The organism is Rhizobium mesosinicum (genome assembly GCF_019511345.1).
Taxonomy (GTDB): Bacteria; Pseudomonadota; Alphaproteobacteria; order Rhizobiales; family Rhizobiaceae; genus Rhizobium; species Rhizobium mesosinicum.
Genome location: NZ_JAEUAK010000004.1, coordinates 179,891 through 198,236, shown reverse-complemented (window position 1 = coordinate 198,236; position 18,346 = coordinate 179,891). Strand labels below are relative to the sequence as shown.

The 18,346-nt window shown below is 60.4% G+C and carries 14 protein-coding genes; 7 read left to right on the top strand and 7 right to left on the bottom strand.

All coding sequences use genetic code 11. The features are described 5' to 3' along the window. Positions 1–31: 31 nt before the first annotated feature. Entirely contained in the window at positions 32–1,822 is a 1,791-nt protein-coding gene (gene aspS / locus JNB85_RS11835; protein ID WP_183822264.1) for an aspartate--tRNA ligase, read from the bottom strand. A gap of 250 nt (positions 1,823–2,072) precedes the next feature. Between aspS and JNB85_RS11830 the strand changes: the two genes are divergently transcribed. The 5 genes from JNB85_RS11830 (at position 2,073) to JNB85_RS11810 (ending at position 7,696) form a co-directional block, all read left to right on the top strand. Then, the gene (locus JNB85_RS11830) at positions 2,073–3,464 is read left to right on the top strand and encodes a multicopper oxidase family protein (RefSeq protein ID WP_220334549.1); all 1,392 of its coding nucleotides are present in this window, start codon (positions 2,073–2,075) and stop codon (positions 3,462–3,464) included. Between the two features lie 262 nt (positions 3,465–3,726). Beyond that, positions 3,727–3,867, top strand: a complete 141-nt coding sequence (locus JNB85_RS11825) for a hypothetical protein (RefSeq protein WP_220334548.1) — start codon at positions 3,727–3,729, stop codon at positions 3,865–3,867. 78 nt (positions 3,868–3,945) lie between these two features. Next, positions 3,946–5,097 (top strand): ribonuclease D, encoded by a 1,152-nt coding sequence (gene rnd / locus JNB85_RS11820; protein WP_220334547.1) that lies wholly within the window; start codon positions 3,946–3,948, stop codon positions 5,095–5,097. A 72-nt stretch (positions 5,098–5,169) separates the two neighbouring features. After that, entirely contained in the window at positions 5,170–6,231 is a 1,062-nt protein-coding gene (locus JNB85_RS11815) for an adenylate/guanylate cyclase domain-containing protein (protein WP_220334546.1), read from the top strand. Between the two features lie 109 nt (positions 6,232–6,340). After that, entirely contained in the window at positions 6,341–7,696 is a 1,356-nt protein-coding gene (locus tag JNB85_RS11810) for an esterase-like activity of phytase family protein (protein ID WP_220334545.1), read from the top strand. A gap of 71 nt (positions 7,697–7,767) precedes the next feature. On the opposite strand, the gene ppx is transcribed toward JNB85_RS11810, so the two are convergent. From ppx to JNB85_RS11790, 4 genes are all read right to left on the bottom strand, one after another. Next, positions 7,768–9,288 (bottom strand): exopolyphosphatase, encoded by a 1,521-nt coding sequence (gene ppx / locus JNB85_RS11805; RefSeq protein WP_220334544.1) that lies wholly within the window; start codon positions 9,286–9,288, stop codon positions 7,768–7,770. A gap of 10 nt (positions 9,289–9,298) precedes the next feature. Then, positions 9,299–11,503, bottom strand: coding sequence for an RNA degradosome polyphosphate kinase (locus JNB85_RS11800; protein WP_183822272.1), 2,205 nt, complete (start codon positions 11,501–11,503; stop codon positions 9,299–9,301). Positions 11,504–11,567: 64 nt separating this feature from the next. Next, complete coding sequence (hdaA, locus tag JNB85_RS11795; protein WP_220334543.1) at positions 11,568–12,281, bottom strand: DnaA regulatory inactivator HdaA; 714 nt, start codon at positions 12,279–12,281, stop codon at positions 11,568–11,570. Then, positions 12,274–13,398, bottom strand: a complete 1,125-nt coding sequence (locus JNB85_RS11790; protein ID WP_220334542.1) for an AI-2E family transporter — start codon at positions 13,396–13,398, stop codon at positions 12,274–12,276. Before JNB85_RS11790 ends, hdaA begins: the two co-directional genes overlap by 8 nt. Positions 13,399–13,643: 245 nt before the next feature. On the opposite strand from JNB85_RS11790, the gene purM reads away from it, so the two are divergent. Together purM and purN are read left to right on the top strand one after the other, a co-directional pair. Beyond that, complete coding sequence (purM, locus tag JNB85_RS11785; RefSeq protein WP_220334541.1) at positions 13,644–14,717, top strand: phosphoribosylformylglycinamidine cyclo-ligase; 1,074 nt, start codon at positions 13,644–13,646, stop codon at positions 14,715–14,717. Next, positions 14,714–15,379: a phosphoribosylglycinamide formyltransferase gene (purN, locus tag JNB85_RS11780; RefSeq protein ID WP_220334540.1), complete on the top strand. Its 666-nt coding sequence runs from the start codon at positions 14,714–14,716 to the stop codon at positions 15,377–15,379. The genes purM and purN overlap by 4 nt, the downstream gene beginning before the upstream one ends. Positions 15,380–15,540: 161 nt before the next feature. On the opposite strand, the gene JNB85_RS11775 is transcribed toward purN, so the two are convergent. Further along, positions 15,541–16,134, bottom strand: a complete 594-nt coding sequence (locus JNB85_RS11775) for an NUDIX domain-containing protein (protein WP_220334539.1) — start codon at positions 16,132–16,134, stop codon at positions 15,541–15,543. Then, a complete protein-coding gene (locus JNB85_RS11770) occupies positions 16,131–18,341 on the bottom strand; it encodes a molybdopterin-containing oxidoreductase family protein (RefSeq protein ID WP_220334538.1) in 2,211 nt (736 codons plus the stop codon). The genes JNB85_RS11775 and JNB85_RS11770 overlap by 4 nt, the downstream gene beginning before the upstream one ends. Between the last annotated feature and the right edge of the window lie 5 nt (positions 18,342–18,346).

Sequence of the window (18,346 nt, the reverse complement as noted above, 5' to 3'; positions counted from 1 at the left end):
CCGGGGCTTTTTCGTTGGGTGATGTCTTGCCTCAGTCTTTCTTCTGCGGCGGGATCGGACGGATCGCCAGTTCGCGCAGCTGGGTGGGCGTTGCCGGGGTCGGCGCGCCCATCAAGAGGTCCTGGGCCTGCTGGTTCATCGGGAAGAGCGAGATTTCGCGCAGGTTCTTGGCGCCGACGAGCAGCATGACAATGCGGTCGATGCCGAAGGCAGCACCACCATGCGGCGGCGCGCCATACTGGAAGGCGCGATAGAGACCACCGAAACGATCCTCGACATCCTGCTGGCTGAGGCCGACCTTTTCGAAGGCGGCGACCATGGTTTCCGGCGACTGGTTACGGATCGAGCCCGAAGCGATTTCGAAGCCGTTGCAGACGGCGTCGTACTGGAACGCCTTGATCGTCAACGGGTCCTGGTTCTGCAGCGCATCGAGGCCGCCCTGCGGCATCGAGAACGGGTTATGGGCGAAGTCGACCTTCTTTTCCTCTTCGTTCCATTCGAAGAACGGGAAGTCGACGATCCAGCACAGTTCGAAGCGGTCGCGATCGACAAGGTTCAGTTCCTCGCCCGCCTTGGTGCGGGCTTCACCGGCGAACTTGTAGAACTTGGCGGGATCGCCAGCAACGAAGAAGCAGGCGTCGCCATCACCGAGGCCGAGCTGCGTGCGGATCGCGTCAGTGCGCTCCTCCCCGATATTCTTGGCAAGCGGACCTGCGCCTTCGAGCTTTTCGCCTTCCTTACGCCAGAAGATGTATCCGAGGCCTGGCTGGCCGGTCGACTGAGCCCAGGCGTTCATACGGTCGCAGAAAGCACGCGAACCACCGGTCTTGGCCGGGATCGCCCAGACCTGAACCTTCGGGTTGGAGGCGATCATGTTGGCGAAGACCTTGAAGCCGGAGCCGGCGAAGTGATCGGTCACGGCCTCCATGACGATCGGGTTGCGCAGGTCCGGCTTATCGGAGCCGTATTTGCGGATCGCTTCGTCATAAGGGATACGCGGCCATTCCTTGGTGACCGGCTTGCCCTCGGCGAATTCCTCGAAAATCTTGGTCATCAGCGGACCCATCGTGTTCCAGACGTCTTCCTGGGTCACGAAGCTCATTTCGAGGTCGAGCTGGTAGAATTCGCCTGGCAGACGGTCGGCGCGCGGATCTTCGTCACGGAAGCAGGGCGCGATCTGGAAGTAGCGGTCGAAGCCGGCAACCATCAGCAGCTGCTTGTACTGCTGCGGAGCCTGCGGCAACGCATAGAAAGTGCCGGGATGGATGCGGCTCGGCACGAGGAAGTCGCGCGCGCCTTCCGGCGAGGAGGCCGTCAGGATCGGCGTCGTATATTCGGTGAAGCCGACATTGCCCATTTCACGACGCATGGCGGAAATCACCTGCGTGCGCTTGACGATGTTCTTGTGCAGGGTCTCGCGGCGCAGGTCGAGGAAGCGGTACTTGAGCCGAACGTCTTCGGGATAGTCCGGCTCGCCGAAGACCGGCAGCGGCAGCTCCTTGGCTGCGGAGAGGACTTCGATCTCCTGCGCATAAAGCTCGATCTCGCCGGTCGGCATGTTCTTGTTGACGGTATCTTCCGTACGGGCCTTGACGAGGCCGTCGACGCGGATGACCCACTCGCCACGAACGGTTTCCGCCTGCTTGAAGGCAGGCGAATCCGGGTCGGCAACGATCTGCGTCGTGCCGTAATGATCGCGAAGGTCGATGAACAGCACGCCGCCGTGATCCCGGACACGATGGACCCAGCCGGAAATACGGACAGTCGAGCCGACATCCGATTTACGAAGAGCGGCGCATGTGTGGCTGCGGTAGCGGTGCATAATCTCAAATCCTGGTATTTGGCTTAAGACGGCGGCATGGCCCAAGGGCCTTCTCGCCGACAAGAAAATCGGGCGGACAAGCGCACGGACGCTCTGATTTGTCAAGGCTTGGCGCCGCTTGTGGGCCGTTTGCGTCAGCGTTTCCTGGGGAGTTAGAGGACTCGTGCTGCGGCAGTTTGGCTGAAGGTCGCATATTGATGAAGGCGGCAGTCAACTTTAAAAGGAGCCATCATCAAAGCCGGAGTTCCCAATGCCTCTGATTACACGCCGCAACCTCATCAAGGCTTCCGCCGTTGCCGGCGCCTATGGTGCGGGCATGGCGATCGCGGGGCGGTTCGAGCTGGCGGAAGCTGCGCCCGAGCCACGTATACTGACGGCGCGAAAGACTGAGGCGCAGATCATCGAAGGTCCACCGACGCGAGACATCATGATCTGGGGCGACGGAGGCCTGCCGCCCGTTCTCAGAATGCCGCGAGGAAAGCCCTATGCGGCGAGGTTGAGCAACAATCTCGACGAGCCGACGACGATCCATTGGCACGGGTTGCGCATCGACAACAAGATGGACGGCGTGCCCTTCATCACACAGCCCTATGTCTATACGGGCGACAATTTCGACTATCTCTTCACACCGCCGGATGCCGGCACCTTCTGGTATCATCCGCATTGCAACACCCTGACCCAGATGGGCCATGGCATGACGGGCGTACTTGTCGTGGAAGACCCATCGGACCCCATCTTCGACGCGGAGGTTGTGCTCAACCTGCGCGACTGGCGCCTCGGCGGCGACGGACAATTCATCGCGCCCTTCCGCCCGCGCGATGCGGCCAAGGCCGGCACGTATGGCACGATACGCACCGCAAACTGGCATCAGGAGCCGAAATACGATGCGCCGGCAGGTGGGCTCATCCGCCTGCGTATCGTCGTCACTGACGTGACCCGCATCTTCTCGCTGAAGATGGAAGGCGCCGATGCGACGGTCATCGCCATCGACGGCAATCCGGTGCCGAAGCGCTTCCCGTTGGACCTCCTGCAGATCGGACCGGGACAGCGGCTCGATCTTGCCGTTCGCATGCCTGACAGCGAAGGTGCTGTCGCAACGCTGGAGGATATCAGGGGCACGACACCCAAAGTGATCGCGAGCCTGCGCGCCACCGGGCCATCGCTGAAACGCGATATCGGCGATCTCGGCGCGCTCGCAGAAAATCCGGTGCCGAAGGCCGATCTCTCTTCGGCGGAAACGATCCCGCTCGTTCTGTCCGCGACCGCAGAGAACGCCGCCGTCGAAAGCATCTGCGGCACGCTCGGCTACAGCTTCTGGGCCATCAACAAGGTGCCGTGGCCGGGCGACACATCGGATCCGACCGCGCCGCTCGCCGAGCTCAAACTTGGCAAGAGCTACGTCTTCAATCTGGAAAACGTCACGCCGCACGCTCACCCGATCCATCTGCACGGCATGAGCTTCACCGTCATCTCGTCCTCGACGCGCGAAGTCATCCCGCTGGTCTCCGATACCTATCTCGTACAACCGGACGAAAAGGTGCAGCTCGCTCTCGTCGCCGACAATCCCGGCGACTGGGTGCTGCATTGCCATATTATCGAGCATCAGAAGACGGGCATGACGAGTTACGTTCGCGTGGTTTGATATGGTGCGGCTTTCGGTTATCGTCCCGCCGAGGCAGGCGACAGCGCGTGAGATCGAGCGAACCAAATTCTGGCAAATGCGATCGACAGGGCGTCAACGTCCTGTCTGACGGTTGGGGTTTGCGCCCCGATCGCAGCAGCGCTTTACTCCGCAACCGGAACGATTGCCTCAACCTTCACGTTCGTGATCGGTGCCTTCTGTTGGCTTCGGCCCCGGTTGCATTACATTCAGCGGGAAGACGCGCACTTGAAGGTCTGCCCCAATGAACGGCATCGAAATCTTTGCCTTTATTATCCTGCCGGCGACGGTCGCCATCGGCGGCTGGGTTGCCGTGCTAGCAAAAACGCAGCAACCGCAGAAAACATCGCCTGCATCCCGGCGAATAAAGCTTCGCGAAGGCTAAGCCTTCTCACTATATTGACATATCTCCTCGAAAGAGGAAGGAAGGTTTAATCGACCTCTTCCTTACGAATGAATTGATATGATCGAAACCACCGCCGATCTGGCGGCCGCCTGCAAAGAGCTGGCCAAGTCCGATTTCATTACCATCGATACCGAATTTCTGCGTGAGACGACCTTCTGGCCGGAACTGTGCCTGATACAGATGGCGAGCCCGACGGTCGAGGTGCTGGTCGATCCTCTGGCGAAAGGCATCGATCTTTCGCCCTTCTTCGAGCTGATGGCCAATCCCGATGTGTTGAAGGTGTTTCACGCGGCGCGGCAGGATATCGAAATCATTTTCAATCGCGGCAACCTGATCCCTCACCCGATCTTCGACACGCAGGTCGCCGCCATGGTCTGCGGCTTCGGCGACAGTGTTTCCTATGACCAGCTCATCAGCCGCACGAAGAACGTCCATATCGACAAGTCCTCGCGCTTCACCGACTGGAGCCGCCGCCCGCTCTCCGACAAGCAGCTCGAATATGCGCTGGCCGATGTCACCCATCTGCGCGACGCCTATCTCTACCTGAAGGCCGAACTGGAACGCGAGGGCCGCGCTTCCTGGCTGCGCGAGGAAATGGACATTCTGGAATCGCGCGAGACCTACGATATCCACCCTGACGACGCCTGGCAGCGGCTGAAGCTGCGCCTGCGCAAGCCGCAGGAGCTGGCCATTCTGAAATATGTCGCCGCCTGGCGGGAGCGCGAGGCACGGTCGCGCAACGTGCCGCGCTCGCGCGTGCTGAAAGACGACGCGATCTACGAGATCGCCCAGCAGCAGCCGAAGGACGCCGAGGCGCTCGGGCGCCTGCGCACGATTCCGAAGGGCTGGGAGCGCTCGGCTACGGGTGCTGCGGTGCTGGAAGCGGTCAATACAGCGCTCGCGCTGCCACGCTCCGAAATGCCGCACGTGCCGCGCCAGGCGCAGCCGCCGGAAGGTGCGGCAGCAGCCGTCGAGCTTCTGAAGGTGTTGCTCAAGCTGATTTCCGAAAAGCACGGCGTGGCGCCCAAGGTGATCGCCAATAGCGACGATCTGGACAGAATAGCAGCTGAGGGCGAAGCGGCCGATGTCACGGCCATGCATGGCTGGCGGCGCGATCTTTTCGGCGAGCCGGCGCTGCAGCTCATCCGCGGCGAGATCGCCCTGCGCTTTGCCGGCCGCAAGGTCGAGACAGTCGCTCTGCCTGAGTAAATTCAAAATCGCTTGACCACCGCCAAACGCAGGAAACAATAGCCGAATGAAGTGCTTCGGCGAAAGGGCGGCATGAGAGAGATATCCCCGACGCAGAACTGGATCCTGATTGCGCTCGTCCTGGCACTCAGCGGCGTGGTTTACGACCTATACTTCTTTGCCGGCCAAACGCCGATCATCGGCGCGATCTTCGCGCTCTTCATCGGCATGCCGATCCTCGCCTTCGAGCGGAAGGTATTTCTGCGCAGCCTCTATCGGCGCATTCAGAAACTACCGACCCTGCTCTTTATCATCTCCGAGCTCGTCATCTACGAGATCCTGATGAGCATCGGCTTTGCGGCAGCCGGCTTCCTCCTCGCGCTGCTTGGCGCTCTGAAGCCACCGAAGATGATCGACGTCCTGATCATGCCGTTCGACGTCTTCCTCTATGCACTCGCCGTCTGCGCTACGTTGATCTTCCTGCTCAGGGTGCGCGAACTGCTGGGGCGCGAAGTTTTCATCAGCATGCTGATCAGCCGCTATCGAAACCCGGTCAAAGAAGAGCGGGTCTTTCTGTTCATCGACCTCGCCGATTCCACCGCCTTTGCCGAAAAGCACGGTGACCTGCGTGCACAGCAGCTTCTGAGTTCGCTGTTTGCTGCCTTCGCCGAGCCGGTACGGCGCCACAAGGGCCTGATCAACGACTATGTCGGCGATGCGGCGATCATCACATGGCCCCTGGCGCGCGGCGTCAAAGATGCGCGCTGCGTACGCTGCCTCTTCGATATCCTCGCCGATATCGACGCCAATGCCGCAAGCTGGAAGAAAAGCTATGGCCACGTGCCGAAGCTCAGGGCTGCCCTTCATGGCGGCAGCGTCATTACGGCTGAAGTCGGCGTGGACCATCACAAGATCAGCTTCTTCGGCGATACGGTGAACACCACCTCGCGGCTGGAGTCGCTCTGCCGGACACTCAACCGGCCGGTGCTGATCTCCGCCGAGCTCGCCCAGCGCATGACGCTGCCGAAGGAGATTATCGGCGAAACCCTCGGCAATCACGCCGTGCGCGGCCGTGGCCAGGGGCTCGATGTCATCGCACTTTCTTCACGCGCCGTGACTGTCCTTAACCAACCAGCGACCCTCAGGCGCGGTTGAGACGTGGCTTCATCCGCCCGTCACCAAAGCTTCACCCAACCGTCAATGTGCCGACATGAATGCCCTGCTAAGCGGATGGCGCTTTTGCACTCCGTTCTATGGGGACATCATGAAGAACGTTCTTTTTGCTTCCGTATCACTTTTCATGCTCGTCGCAGGCTCTGCCTCCGCCGACCAGCAGCTCTTCCCGGCGAAGCTCGCCGGCCAGGCCATCCTGCCTGCCAACACGTTAACCCCGGCTCCGGCCGATGCGCCGGCTTTTCTCAAGACCTCGGGCAAGTTCACGACCCCCGACCGCAAGCGCACCGAGAAGCTCGGCATCATCGACGGCAAGGACGGCGCCCGCGTAACCGACGTCAAGCTGCCGCTCGACGGCCAGCCGATCCAAGGCTTCTCCGGCATCAGAACCATGCCCGACGGCACCTTCTGGACGCTCTCCGACAACGGCTTCGGCTCGAAGTTCACCTCGTCCGACTCCATGCTGTTCCTGCATCAGCTGAAGTTCGACTGGAACGTCAACAAGGTTGAGGTCGTCAGGAATGTCTTCCTGTCCGACCCCAACAAGATCGCTCCGTTCCCGATCGTCACCGAAGCCTCCGACACCCGTTATCTCACCGGCGCCGACTTCGACATCGAATCCGTACAGCCGGTTGCCGACGGCTTTTGGCTCGGCGACGAATTCGGCCCCTACCTGTTGAAGATCGACACCGAAGGCCGCCTGACCGACGTCATTGCGACGACGCTGGACGGTAAGCCTGTTCTGTCTCCCGACAATCCGCTGATCCAGCTGCCAGCCAATCCGGCCGCCAAGATGCCGGCCTTCCATTTGAAGCGCTCCGGCGGCTTCGAGGGCCTCGCCATGTCGAAGGACGGCTCAAAGCTCTACGGCCTGCTGGAAGGTGCCATCTATGTTGACGGCCAGGTGGAGACGGTCGACGGCCACACCGCCATCCGCGTCATCGAATTCGACGTCGCTTCCAGGAAGTGGACCGGCCGCAGCTGGCTCTATCCGTTCGAAGACAAGGGTGTTTCGATCGGCGACTTCAACATGCTCGACGAGTCCACCGCTCTCGTCATCGAACGCGACAATGGCGCCGGCACGAAAGACAAGGCTTGCGCCGACCCCAAGCAGCCGAAGCCGGACTGCTTCGAAGCTCCGGCCGAGCTGAAGCGCGTCTACAAGATCGAGTTCAACGATGCCAACGTCGGCAAGGCTGTCCGCAAGATCGGCTATATCGATCTCCTGAACATCCAGGATCCCGACAACAAGAAGAAGGCCGGCGATATCCCCGGCGTCTACAACATGCCCTTCGTGACGATCGAAAACGTCGACCGCGTCGATGCCACCCACATCATCATCGGCAACGACAACAACCTGCCATTCTCGGCCGGCCGTGCCGTCGACAAGGCTGACAATAACGAATTCAGCATTCTCGAAGTCGGCGAGTTTCTGAACGCGAAGTAATTCGGGTTTGGTGTGAGATCGAGAGGGCGGTGCGAGAGCGCCGCCCTTGTTTCTTGATCCTATTGAATCGTCTATTCGAAGCGGAATGCCAACCGCTTGTTCGTAAGCCGCGACAATTGCTGCAGGCGGCCATCCAGCCGCTCGCCGGCGAAGTCGTGGTATTCGTGCGGCACGACGAATTCCAGATCGAGATCGGGGGACACGGACTTGCGGAAAGTCAGGTTGCGCACGATGCCCGGCATCGAAGCCGAGAACAGGTAGACGACGCGCAGTATGCCGCCGAGCAGCTTGGCGCGATCGACGAATTGCGGACCGGCGATCGAAGAGAGCGGTGCCGTGGAGCCATCGTCGTGCAGGCCTTCGAAGCGGTAGTAATTGGTCAGGGCAATGAAGGCACGGCCGGGGTGGCTGATGCCGACGAAGGACGAGTGAGCAATGACGTTCAGCGCCTGGGCGCCTCGATAGTCGGGATGGGCGCGCCAACTGATATCGGCCAACAGGCAGGCTGCCTGACGATAACGGCTTTCCTCGTCGGTTTCCTGGATGCCGAAGAAGGGCATCATTCGGCCGGTCCAATCGGCCAACTCGCGGGCATGTTCAGGCGAACGGGCTCGTAGGATGGCAAGCTCGCCAGCAGCGGCAAGCAGCGGGTCCGACCGGCGCTCGGATTCAGACAGCAGCGAGTAGAGATAACCTTCGCGCACACCCTGGGCGGAAAAAGAAATCACCGAAGGCTTCATGGCGTTCAGCACTTCCTTCATGGCGATAGCGCCGAAGGGCAGCAGGGAACGACGGTGCTTGGATACCGCCTGCAGTGCCGGCTCCTTGGAATCCTTAGCCGTGACGACCTGATCGAGGAACTGCATCATGCCTTCGAGAGACACTTCATAGCCCTGCATCATGTGCAGAGGATAACGGGTGATCTCCATGTGCAGCTTGGCAATGTTTCGCCAGGTGCCGCCGACCGCATAGAATGTGCGCCCCTGCCCCCTGGAGAGAAGTTTGGCGGTCTTGACCTGCTTGCGGGCAAAAGCACGCGCTTTGGCGAGCGACCCGCCGGCATATTCGGAGAGACGCAGACCGCCGAGCGGCAGGGTAATACCGCCACTGACATCCTTGCCCCTGATATCGATCAGTTCCAGAGAACCACCGCCAAGATCGCCGGCAATGCCATCAGGATTGTAGAAGCCGCTAATGATGCCGAGCGATGCGAAGCGCGCCTCTTCCTCGCCCGAGAGTATGCGGACATGGCGCTGCAGGATCGTCTCGGCCTGATGGATGAAATCGGGGCCGTTGCTTGCCTCACGCGCGGCGGCCGTCGCCAACACATACATGGTGGCGGCGCGCGCCTGATCGGAGAGCGCCTTGAACCGATGAAGGGCTTGAAGCGCGCGTGCGACGCTTTCCTCATCCATCTTGCCGGTCAGGGCTATGCCCTTGCCGAGGCCGCAGAGAACCTTTTCGTTGAAGAGGATAGTGGGCGAACGAGACAAGCCTTCGTAGACGACCAGACGGATGGAATTCGATCCGATATCGACAACGGAGACCGGGGCGATACCCGGAAGTCGCCCCTGGGCTTCAGATTCAACCATAAGGTCCAGTTTACTTGTTGTTCCGGCCGGCAAGCAGGCCGGCAATCAGCTTCGGCGCACTCGATTTCAGAGCTTCACCGCGGCCCGACAGGCTGGGATTGGTCATGAAATATTGCTGCGCATTAAACGGTTCCTCGCCCTTACGCACTTCCATGCGCCTTGACGTACCGTCGGGCAATATCTCGTAGCTTTGCTGATTGTCAATCACGTTGCCGAGCATAATCTGTGACAAAACCTGCTCGTGAACGGTCGGATTTGTCAGCGGAACGAGCGTTTCGACACGGCGGTCGAGGTTTCTCGGCATCATGTCGGCCGAGCCGATATAGACAAGGGCCTTGTCGGACGGCAGGCCATAACCATTGCCGAAGCAGAAGATACGGCTGTGTTCGAGGAAACGGCCGACGATCGATTTCACGCGGATATTGTCGGACAGGCCCGGCACCTGCGGACGCAGGCAGCAGATGCCGCGCACGACGAGATCGATCTCGACGCCGGCACGGCTCGCCGTATAGAGAGCGTCGATGATATCGGGGTCGACCAGCGAGTTCATCTTCATCCAGATCGCCGCCGGACGGCCGGCGCGAGCATGCTCGATCTCTTCGTTGATGTGGCGAAGGATGCGGGGGCGCAGCGTGTAAGGCGAAACTGCAAGCTGCATCCCTTCTTCGGGCTCGCCGTAACCGGTGATGAAGTTGAAGATATTCGCCATATCGTGGGCGATCACAGGGTTACAGGTGAAGAAGGACAGGTCCGTATAGATCTTCGCTGTGATCGGATGGTAGTTGCCGGTGCCCAGATGGCAGTAGGTGCGCAGCTTGCCTTCCTCACGACGGACGACGAGCGACATCTTGGCGTGGGTCTTGAGCTCGATGAAACCGAAGACGACCTGCACGCCGGCGCGCTCCAGGTCACGCGCCCAGCGGATATTGGCTTCTTCGTCGAAGCGGGCCTTGAGCTCGACCAGCGCCGTCACCGATTTGCCGGCTTCGGCGGCATCGACCAGAGCACGTACGATCGGGCTGTCGTTCGATGTACGGTAGAGCGTCTGCTTTATCGCCAGAACATCAGGATCGTGCGCAGCCTGGAGAAGAAACTGCACCACAACGTCGAAAGACTCGTAAGGGTGGTGGACCACCATGTCCTTTTCTCTGATGGCGGCGAAGCAATCACCGGCGTGTTCACGGACACGTTCGGGAAATCGCGCATTGTAGGGCGGAAAGCGCAGGTCGTCGCGCGGCGCCTTGGTGATTTCGGAGAGCGTGTTGAGCGCCAGAAGGCCTGGCAAAACCGCAACGCGATTGTCCGGAATGCTGAGTGCCTGGACCACGAATTGGCGCAGCGAAACCGGCATTTCGGAATCCGTCTCGATGCGGATGACCTTGCCGCGGCGCCGACGCTTCAGCGCGGTTTCGAAGAAGCGCACGAGATCCTCGGCCTCTTCCTCGACTTCGATATCGCTGTCTCTGATGACACGGAAGGTACCCGAACCCTGCACCTCGTAGCCGGGATAAAGCCGGTGAATGAAGATGTTGGCGACGTCTTCCAGAGTAATGTAACGGATCGTATTGCGGTCGTCAGGCAGGCGAATGAAGCGGTCGAGCGCCGGCGGCAGGCGCAGCAAGGCCGTCATCGGCTCGCGGCCATTGCGGCTGACGAGCTGCAGGCCGATCGAGAAACCGAGGTTCGGAATGAACGGGAACGGATGGGCAGGATCGATGGATAGCGGCGTCAGCACCGGGAAGATCGCCTGCTCGAACTCGTTTGCCAGCCATTGGCGATCGGCGTCGCTCAGCGCACCCGGACGTACGATTAGGATGTCTTCCTTCGCGAGGTACTGCTGCAGGACGGCGAGCGACGCCTGCTGTTCCATCTGCAGATGATCGATCTCGCTCAGGATCGAATCGAGCTGTTCGGCGGGAGTGCGACCATCCGGGCTCTTGATCACGATGCTTTGGCGCACCTGGCCTTCGAGGCCGGCGACCCGCACCATGAAGAATTCGTCGAGGTTGGCAGCCGAGATCGACAAGAAGCGCACGCGTTCCAACAGCGGATGCTCGGTGTTCAGCGTCTCCTCGAGGACACGGCGATTGAATTGCAGCCAGGAGAATTCACGGTTTATGAAGCGCTCAGGGCTCGACAGCAGCTGCTCCAGCGGCGGCAGATCGACATTGTTGTCTGGGGTGGCTTCCTGATGTTCCTGATAAGCACTATCCATGGTCCACTCACCCTGCTTTTATCCGCTCGGCGAATATATCAGTTTCACGACGGAACTGTGACAGTCAATCGCCCAAGCCGGAATTGCCCAATTCATTCAATACTTCGGCGGCAAGCGAACGGGTAATCCCTGTGCCTCTGGAAAGCGCCAGCCGATCGAGCCTTTCGACAATCGTCTGGGCGGCGCTCAGCGACCGTTCCATGCGATTGACGATATAAAGGACGAGTTTGTCATCTATATAAAGCTGCCGGTCGGCAAAGAGCTTGACGATGACCTGCGACAGCAATCCCTCATCGGGTTCGCCGATTTCGACGATCGTCGCGGCCTTCAGGCGCGAACGCAGATCAGCGAGCGTGACCGGCCAAGACATTGGCCAGAGACGGCTCGTCATCAGCAGGCTGGTGCCATTTTCCCGCACGCTGTTGATGACATGAAAGAGCTTGACGTCATCGAAGCCCGCGCGGTCGACATCTTCAAAAAGGACGGGACCATTCGCAGCCGTGATCGCTGCATCGGAACCGGCCACGGGATGGATGACCTTCGCTCCGCTCAATTCCTTCCAGATGCCCGCGAGATGCGATTTGCCGGAGCCAACGGGACCGGCAAGGATGACGACGGGCGACGGCCAGCTCGGCCATGCATCGACGATCGAAACGGCAGCGGCCAGCCGCTCCGAAACCAGGAGGTCATCGCGCCCGGTTGCGGCGTCATGCGAAAAGGCCAGGGGAAGCTGTTCTCCGGCCTTGCGCTTCGGATCAGCGTTCTTCACGTCATTCATCGGAAACAGATTTCGTCTTCCCGGCCCGGCCGCCCGGCGACCCGCCATAGTAGAGATCGCTCTGAAGGTAGCGCGAAAGCGCGAAGCGGACAAGGACGCCGACCGCAGCGGCGGCAGGCACCGCGATCAGCAGGCCGACGAAACCAAAGAGCGCGCCGAAGGCAAAGAGCGCGAACATCAGCCAGACGGGATGCAGGCCGACGCTGGAGCCGACGAGCTTCGGCTGCAGGATATTGCCTTCCAGAAACTGTCCGGAGAAGAAGACCGCCAGAACGGCGACAATCCAGACATAATCAGGCCAGAACTGGACGAGCGCCACGCCAATGGCAAGGACGAGACCAACCAGCGAGCCGACATAGGGAATGAAGCTGATCATGCCGGCGAAAAGCCCGATGAGCAGGCCGAAGTTCAAGCCGACGATCGACAGGCCCAAGGCGTAATATATACCGAGGATAAGGCAGAGCGAGCCCTGACCGCGGATGAAGCCCGCGATCGCCTGATTCATTTCGGTGGCGATCTGGCGCACGTCGCTCACGTAGTCGCGCGGTACCCACTGATCGACCTTGGCGATCATGCGATCCCAATCGAGCAGGATGTAGAAGGCAACGACCGGCGTGACGACGAGAAGCGAGATGACATCGACGATTGCCTTGCCGGAATTCCAGATCTGCGCGAACAGACCTGTCAGAAAGCCCATGCCTTCCGACAAGATGCCGGATAAATTGTCCTTGATGGTCCCCAGCTGGCCTCTGATCCAGCCAGGCAGCACAGAATCCTGATAGTTGGCGATGAATTGCTGCAGCTGGCTGATATAGCCCGGCACGCGCTGGGCAAAATCGTTGAACTGGTTGATGAGGACAGGGATCAGGATCACCAGCGCCAGCGTGAAGACGATGACGAAGGCCACCAGGATGACGATGGTCGCCATCAGACGGCTCAAGCCCAGCCGCTCCAGCCTGTCGGCCACCGGATCGAGAAAATAGGCGATCGTCATGCCGGCGATGAAGGGCAGCAGGATCGAACTGAAGATGTAAAGGAAAGCGACGAAGACGAGCAGAACCGTCGCCCAGAAGATGACCTGGCGCTTCAAAATCGTTCCGCTGACCTGTTGTAGCATCGCTTCCCCGCTGATCGCTCGCCTCTGCCCACGCCGCTTTAGAACGACGCTGGCCGCTCCAGCACATAGGATGGAGGCGCAAAGATGGTCAACCCAGTTGCACCGAATCCGGAAAGCGCACAGGGATTAGCTGGAAAATGGGGGCTTTTCCCTTGCAACGCTTGCATAAAGCGCACTCTCATGCAATTGCGACCGGCATGTGACGCGGTCCCTTATCCGCAGCTTTAAATCCTCCGGAGATCAGCATGAGCCAGTCTGGAAGAAACGGCCTGACCTATAGCGATGCAGGCGTCGACATCGATGCCGGAAACCTGATGGTGGAAAAGATCAAGCCAGCCGTGCGCTCCACGCGCCGTCCGGGCGCTGATGGCGAGATCGGTGGCTTCGGCGGCCTGTTCGATCTCAAGGCCGCCGGCTTTACGGATCCCGTGCTTGTCGCCGCCAATGATGGCGTCGGCACCAAGCTGAAGATCGCGATCGACGCAGACTATCACGACACCGTTGGTATCGACCTCGTCGCCATGTGCGTCAATGACCTGGTCGTCCAGGGTGCCGAGCCCCTGTTCTTCCTCGACTATTTCGCGACCGGCAAGCTCGATCCGGACCAGGGTGCAGCGATCGTCGGTGGTATCGCCGCCGGCTGCCGCGAGGCAGGCTGTGCACTGATCGGCGGTGAAACGGCGGAAATGCCGGGCATGTATTCCTCCGGTGATTACGATCTTGCCGGTTTTGCGGTGGGTGCCGCCGAACGTGGCAAGCTGCTGCCATCGGGCGATATTGCCGAAGGCGATGTCATTCTCGGCCTCTCCTCCTCCGGCGTCCACTCCAACGGCTTCTCGCTGGTACGCAAGATCGTTTCGCTTTCCGGCCTCGGCTGGGATGCACCGGCGCCTTTTGTCGAGGGCAAGAAGCTCGGCGAAGCGTTGCTGACGCCAACCCGTATCTATGTGAAGCCGCTTCTGAAGGCGATCCGTGAGACGAGTGCGCTGAAGGCGCTCGCCCATATCACCGGCGGCGGTTTTCCTGAAAATATTCCGCGCGTGCTGCCGAAGCACCTTGCCGCCGAGATCGATCTTGCCGCCGTCGAGGCGCCAGCCGTTTTCTCGTGGCTTGCCAAGACAGGCGGCGTCGAAGCCAACGAGATGCTGCGCACCTTCAACTGCGGCATCGGCATGATCGTCGTCGTCGCCGAAGAGAATGTTACCTCCGTCTCCAACGTCCTTGAAGCGGAAGGCGAGAAGGTGGTTACACTCGGCCGCATGGTCGCTCGCACCGAAGGCGATGCCGGTGTTATCTACAAGGGTACGCTTGCTCTATGAGTTCGCCGCGCAAACGCGCTGTCGTCTTCATTTCCGGCGGCGGCTCCAACATGATGGCGCTGGTGCAGGCGGCAAAGGCTGCGGACTACCCGGCCGAGATCGTCGGCGTGATTTCCGACAAGGCCGACGCAGGCGGGCTTGCCAAGGCGGCGGCGGAGGGCATTCCGACTTTTGCTTTCGTGCGCAAAGACTATGCCAGCAAGGACGCTCACGAGGCGGCGATCCTTGCCGCGCTTGATAAGCTTTCCCCCGATGTCATCTGTCTCGCCGGCTATATGCGTCTGCTTTCGGGCACTTTCATCCAGCGCCATGAAGGCCGGATCATCAACATCCACCCTTCCCTGTTGCCGCTCTTTCCAGGGCTGCACACGCATCAGCGGGCGATCGACGCCGGCATGCGGATCGCCGGCTGCACGGTGCATTTCGTTACCGAAGGCATGGATGAAGGCCCTGTTATCGGCCAGGCCGCCGTGCCTGTACTTTCAGGCGACACCGCCGATACGCTGGCAGGACGTGTGCTGATCATCGAGCACCAGCTTTATCCGCAAGCTCTCAGGCTCTTTGCCGAAGGCAAGGTGAAGATGGAAGGTGGTAAAGCGGTCGGAGCGACAGCTTCTGATGCCAACCCCAAATCCCAGCTTATCTCGCTGATCGGTGACTGAGGCAATTCCAGAAGTGTTCTGACTTCAGGCCGCGAGGACCTGAAGCGGATGCAAGGTGGCGTCGCAGTGCTTAGTCCCGCTTCATGACAATTGCATGAAGAGTTCCGAGAAATTCAGCCGAGGCGAATGGACCCCGGCCGTCAAGTTGCAAAACGGAAGTTTCAGGCTCCAAGGAGCCCTTTGTTTACGACCAACCATTGCAGCAGAGTGATCGTCTTGAGATCGATGAGCTCACCCTTTTCGATCATCGCGAGAGCCTGGGACAGCGGGATTTCCAGCACCTCAATATCCTCGTGCTCTTCCTCCAGACCGCCCCCATCGGATGCACGGTCGGCATTGTCGATCATTGCGGCGAAGAAATGCACGACCTCAGTGATCGAGCCGGGAGCTGTATAGGATTTGAACAGGAAGCGGACCTCGCGAACCATATATCCCGTCTCCTCCATCGCCTCGCGACGGATGGCGGCCTCAGGTTCATCACCGTCGAGCAGACCGGCCGGGACTTCGATCATCCAGGCGGGATCGCCGTTCAGATAAGCGGGCAGCCTGAACTGCTTCACTAGCACGACGATATCGCGTTTTGGATCATAAAGCAGAATACAGGCGGCCGGTGTGCGATGATAGACCTCGCGCGGCAGGCGATGGGTCTCGCCCTTGCTATCGGTGTAATCGAGCTGATAGCCGACCAGCTTCGTCCATCCGTCGGACAGGCTTTCCTTGCCGGCGATTTCCACTTTTGCTTTCGATTGCGTCATGCAATTTCCTTGGTGACGTCCTTGCGAAGCCAGACCTTGTTGTCATGGACGGCAGCGCCGCCATAGGGCGCCACGGGATCGGCGCCGGTGAGTACGTTGATGCCCTCGCCATCGATATGCGCCTTGTTGGGCCAGAGACCTTCGGCAATCAGCACGCCGGGTTTGACCTCCGTCGTGATGCGGGCATGGATGCGCAGGTCACCGCGCACATTGCCGATGCGGACGAGATCGCCATTGCTGACGCCATTGGCCTCGGCATCAACAGGGTTGATCATCACTTCCGGACGCCCTTCTTTCTGGCGGGAGGTCTTTGTCTCCGAGAAACTCGAATTCAGAAAACTGCGCGCCGGCGAGGTCGCCAGGCGGAAGGGGTGATCCCGATCGGCAACTTCGATGACGTCGACCTGATCCGGAAACGGCGGCAGCTCGGCATAGGGACCGAGCGCCCCGAGGGAAGCTGGCGGTTTGTTCGGGGCAGCACCATTCACCCAGTCGGGGCGGAAATGGAATTTGCCATCAGGATGGGCGAAGCCATTGAGATAATGCGCTTCCTCGAAGGCGGGCTGCCGATCGAACCATTTGTGTTCGAGGAAATGGTCATAATCGGGCAGGCCACTTGCAGCCAGAACGCGATCGACCATTTCGCGGGCCGTGAAGCCGAAGCCGGGGCGATCGGCGACGCCGAGGCGTTTTGCCAATTCCTCGATGACGAAGAGGTTGGTCCGCACGGTCGGTGGCGGCTCGACCAGTTTAGGCCCAAGCAGGATATGGTTCTGGCCACCGGCGCGATAGATATCGTCGTGCTCGACGAACATGGTGGCGGGAATGACGATATCGGCCATTTCCGCCGTCTCGGTCATGAACTGCTCGTGGACGGCGACGAAAAGATCGTCGCGGGCAAAGCCGCGCTTCACCAGCCGCTGTTCCGGGGCGATGTTCACCGGATTGGTATTCTGGAGCAGCATCGCCGTCACCGGTCCGCGATGGCGGAGTGCGACGGCATCGCCAGTCAGCGCACGGCCGATCTGCGACTGGTCGATCATGCGGATATCGGCATCCTTCATCGACTTTCCGGTCAGCTCCGCATTGTCCATGCGGAAGATATCGCTGTTGGAATGGAAGGCGCCGCCGCCCTCATATTGCCAGGAGCCGAGTACGGTGGCGACCGAGGCGGCCGCGTGCATCGCGACCGCGCCGTTGCGCTGACGGGTGAAGCCGTAGCCGAGGCGGAAGAAGGTCTTCTTGGTCGTGCCGACGAGCTTGGCCAAGGCTTCAATCTCCTCGACCGAAAGGCCAGTGATGGCGGCGGCCCATTCCGGCGTCTTTGCCTTCAGATGCGCTTCAAGGCCGGCGGGATCGTCGGCATATTTCGCCATGTAGTCGCGGTCGGCATAACCGTCGCGGAAGGCGATGTGCATTGTGGCGCAGGCAAGTGCTGCATCGGTGCCGGGCCTGACGATGAGTGCCATATCGGCCTGTTTCATCGTCGGATTGTCATAGATGTCGATGACGACGATCTTGGCACCGCGCTCCTTGCGTGACTTGATCGCGTGGGTCATCACGTTGACCTGCGTGGCAACCGCGTTGGTGCCCCAGATGACGACGCAATCCGTGCGCGCCATCTCACGCGGATCGGGACCGCGCAGCATCCCGGTCGCCATGGTGAAGCCGGTCCAGGCGGGATTGGTGCAGATCGAGGAGAAGAAGCCGGAATAGCGCTTGGCATGACGCAGGCGCTCGATCGAATCGCGCTGCACCCAGCCCATGGTGCCGGCGTAGAAATAGGGCCAGATGGCCTCACTGCCATCCTTGGCTTCGGCCTTCACGAAGGCTTCGGCAATCTCGTCCAGCGCGTCCTCCCAGGAAATCTGCTGCCACTGCCCTGCCCCCTTAGCGCCGGTGCGGCGCAGCGGATGCATGAGGCGATCGGGATGATAGAGGCGCTCGGCATAACGGGCGACCTTGGCGCAGATGACGCCCGACGTGTAGGAATGGTCGTTCGCGCCTCTGATACGGCCGATGCGGCCGTCTTCCGTAATATCCACCTCCAGCGCGCAGGTGGATGGACAGTCGTGCGGGCAGGCCGTATGGCCGATCCGGGATTTGGCGTGGATGGGGGTCGCAATGTTCATGCGATTTCTATATGCCAAGGCTCGACCGCCCAAAAGGCACAAAAACTCCCAATGATCCGAATTCGTAACAGGCATCAGCG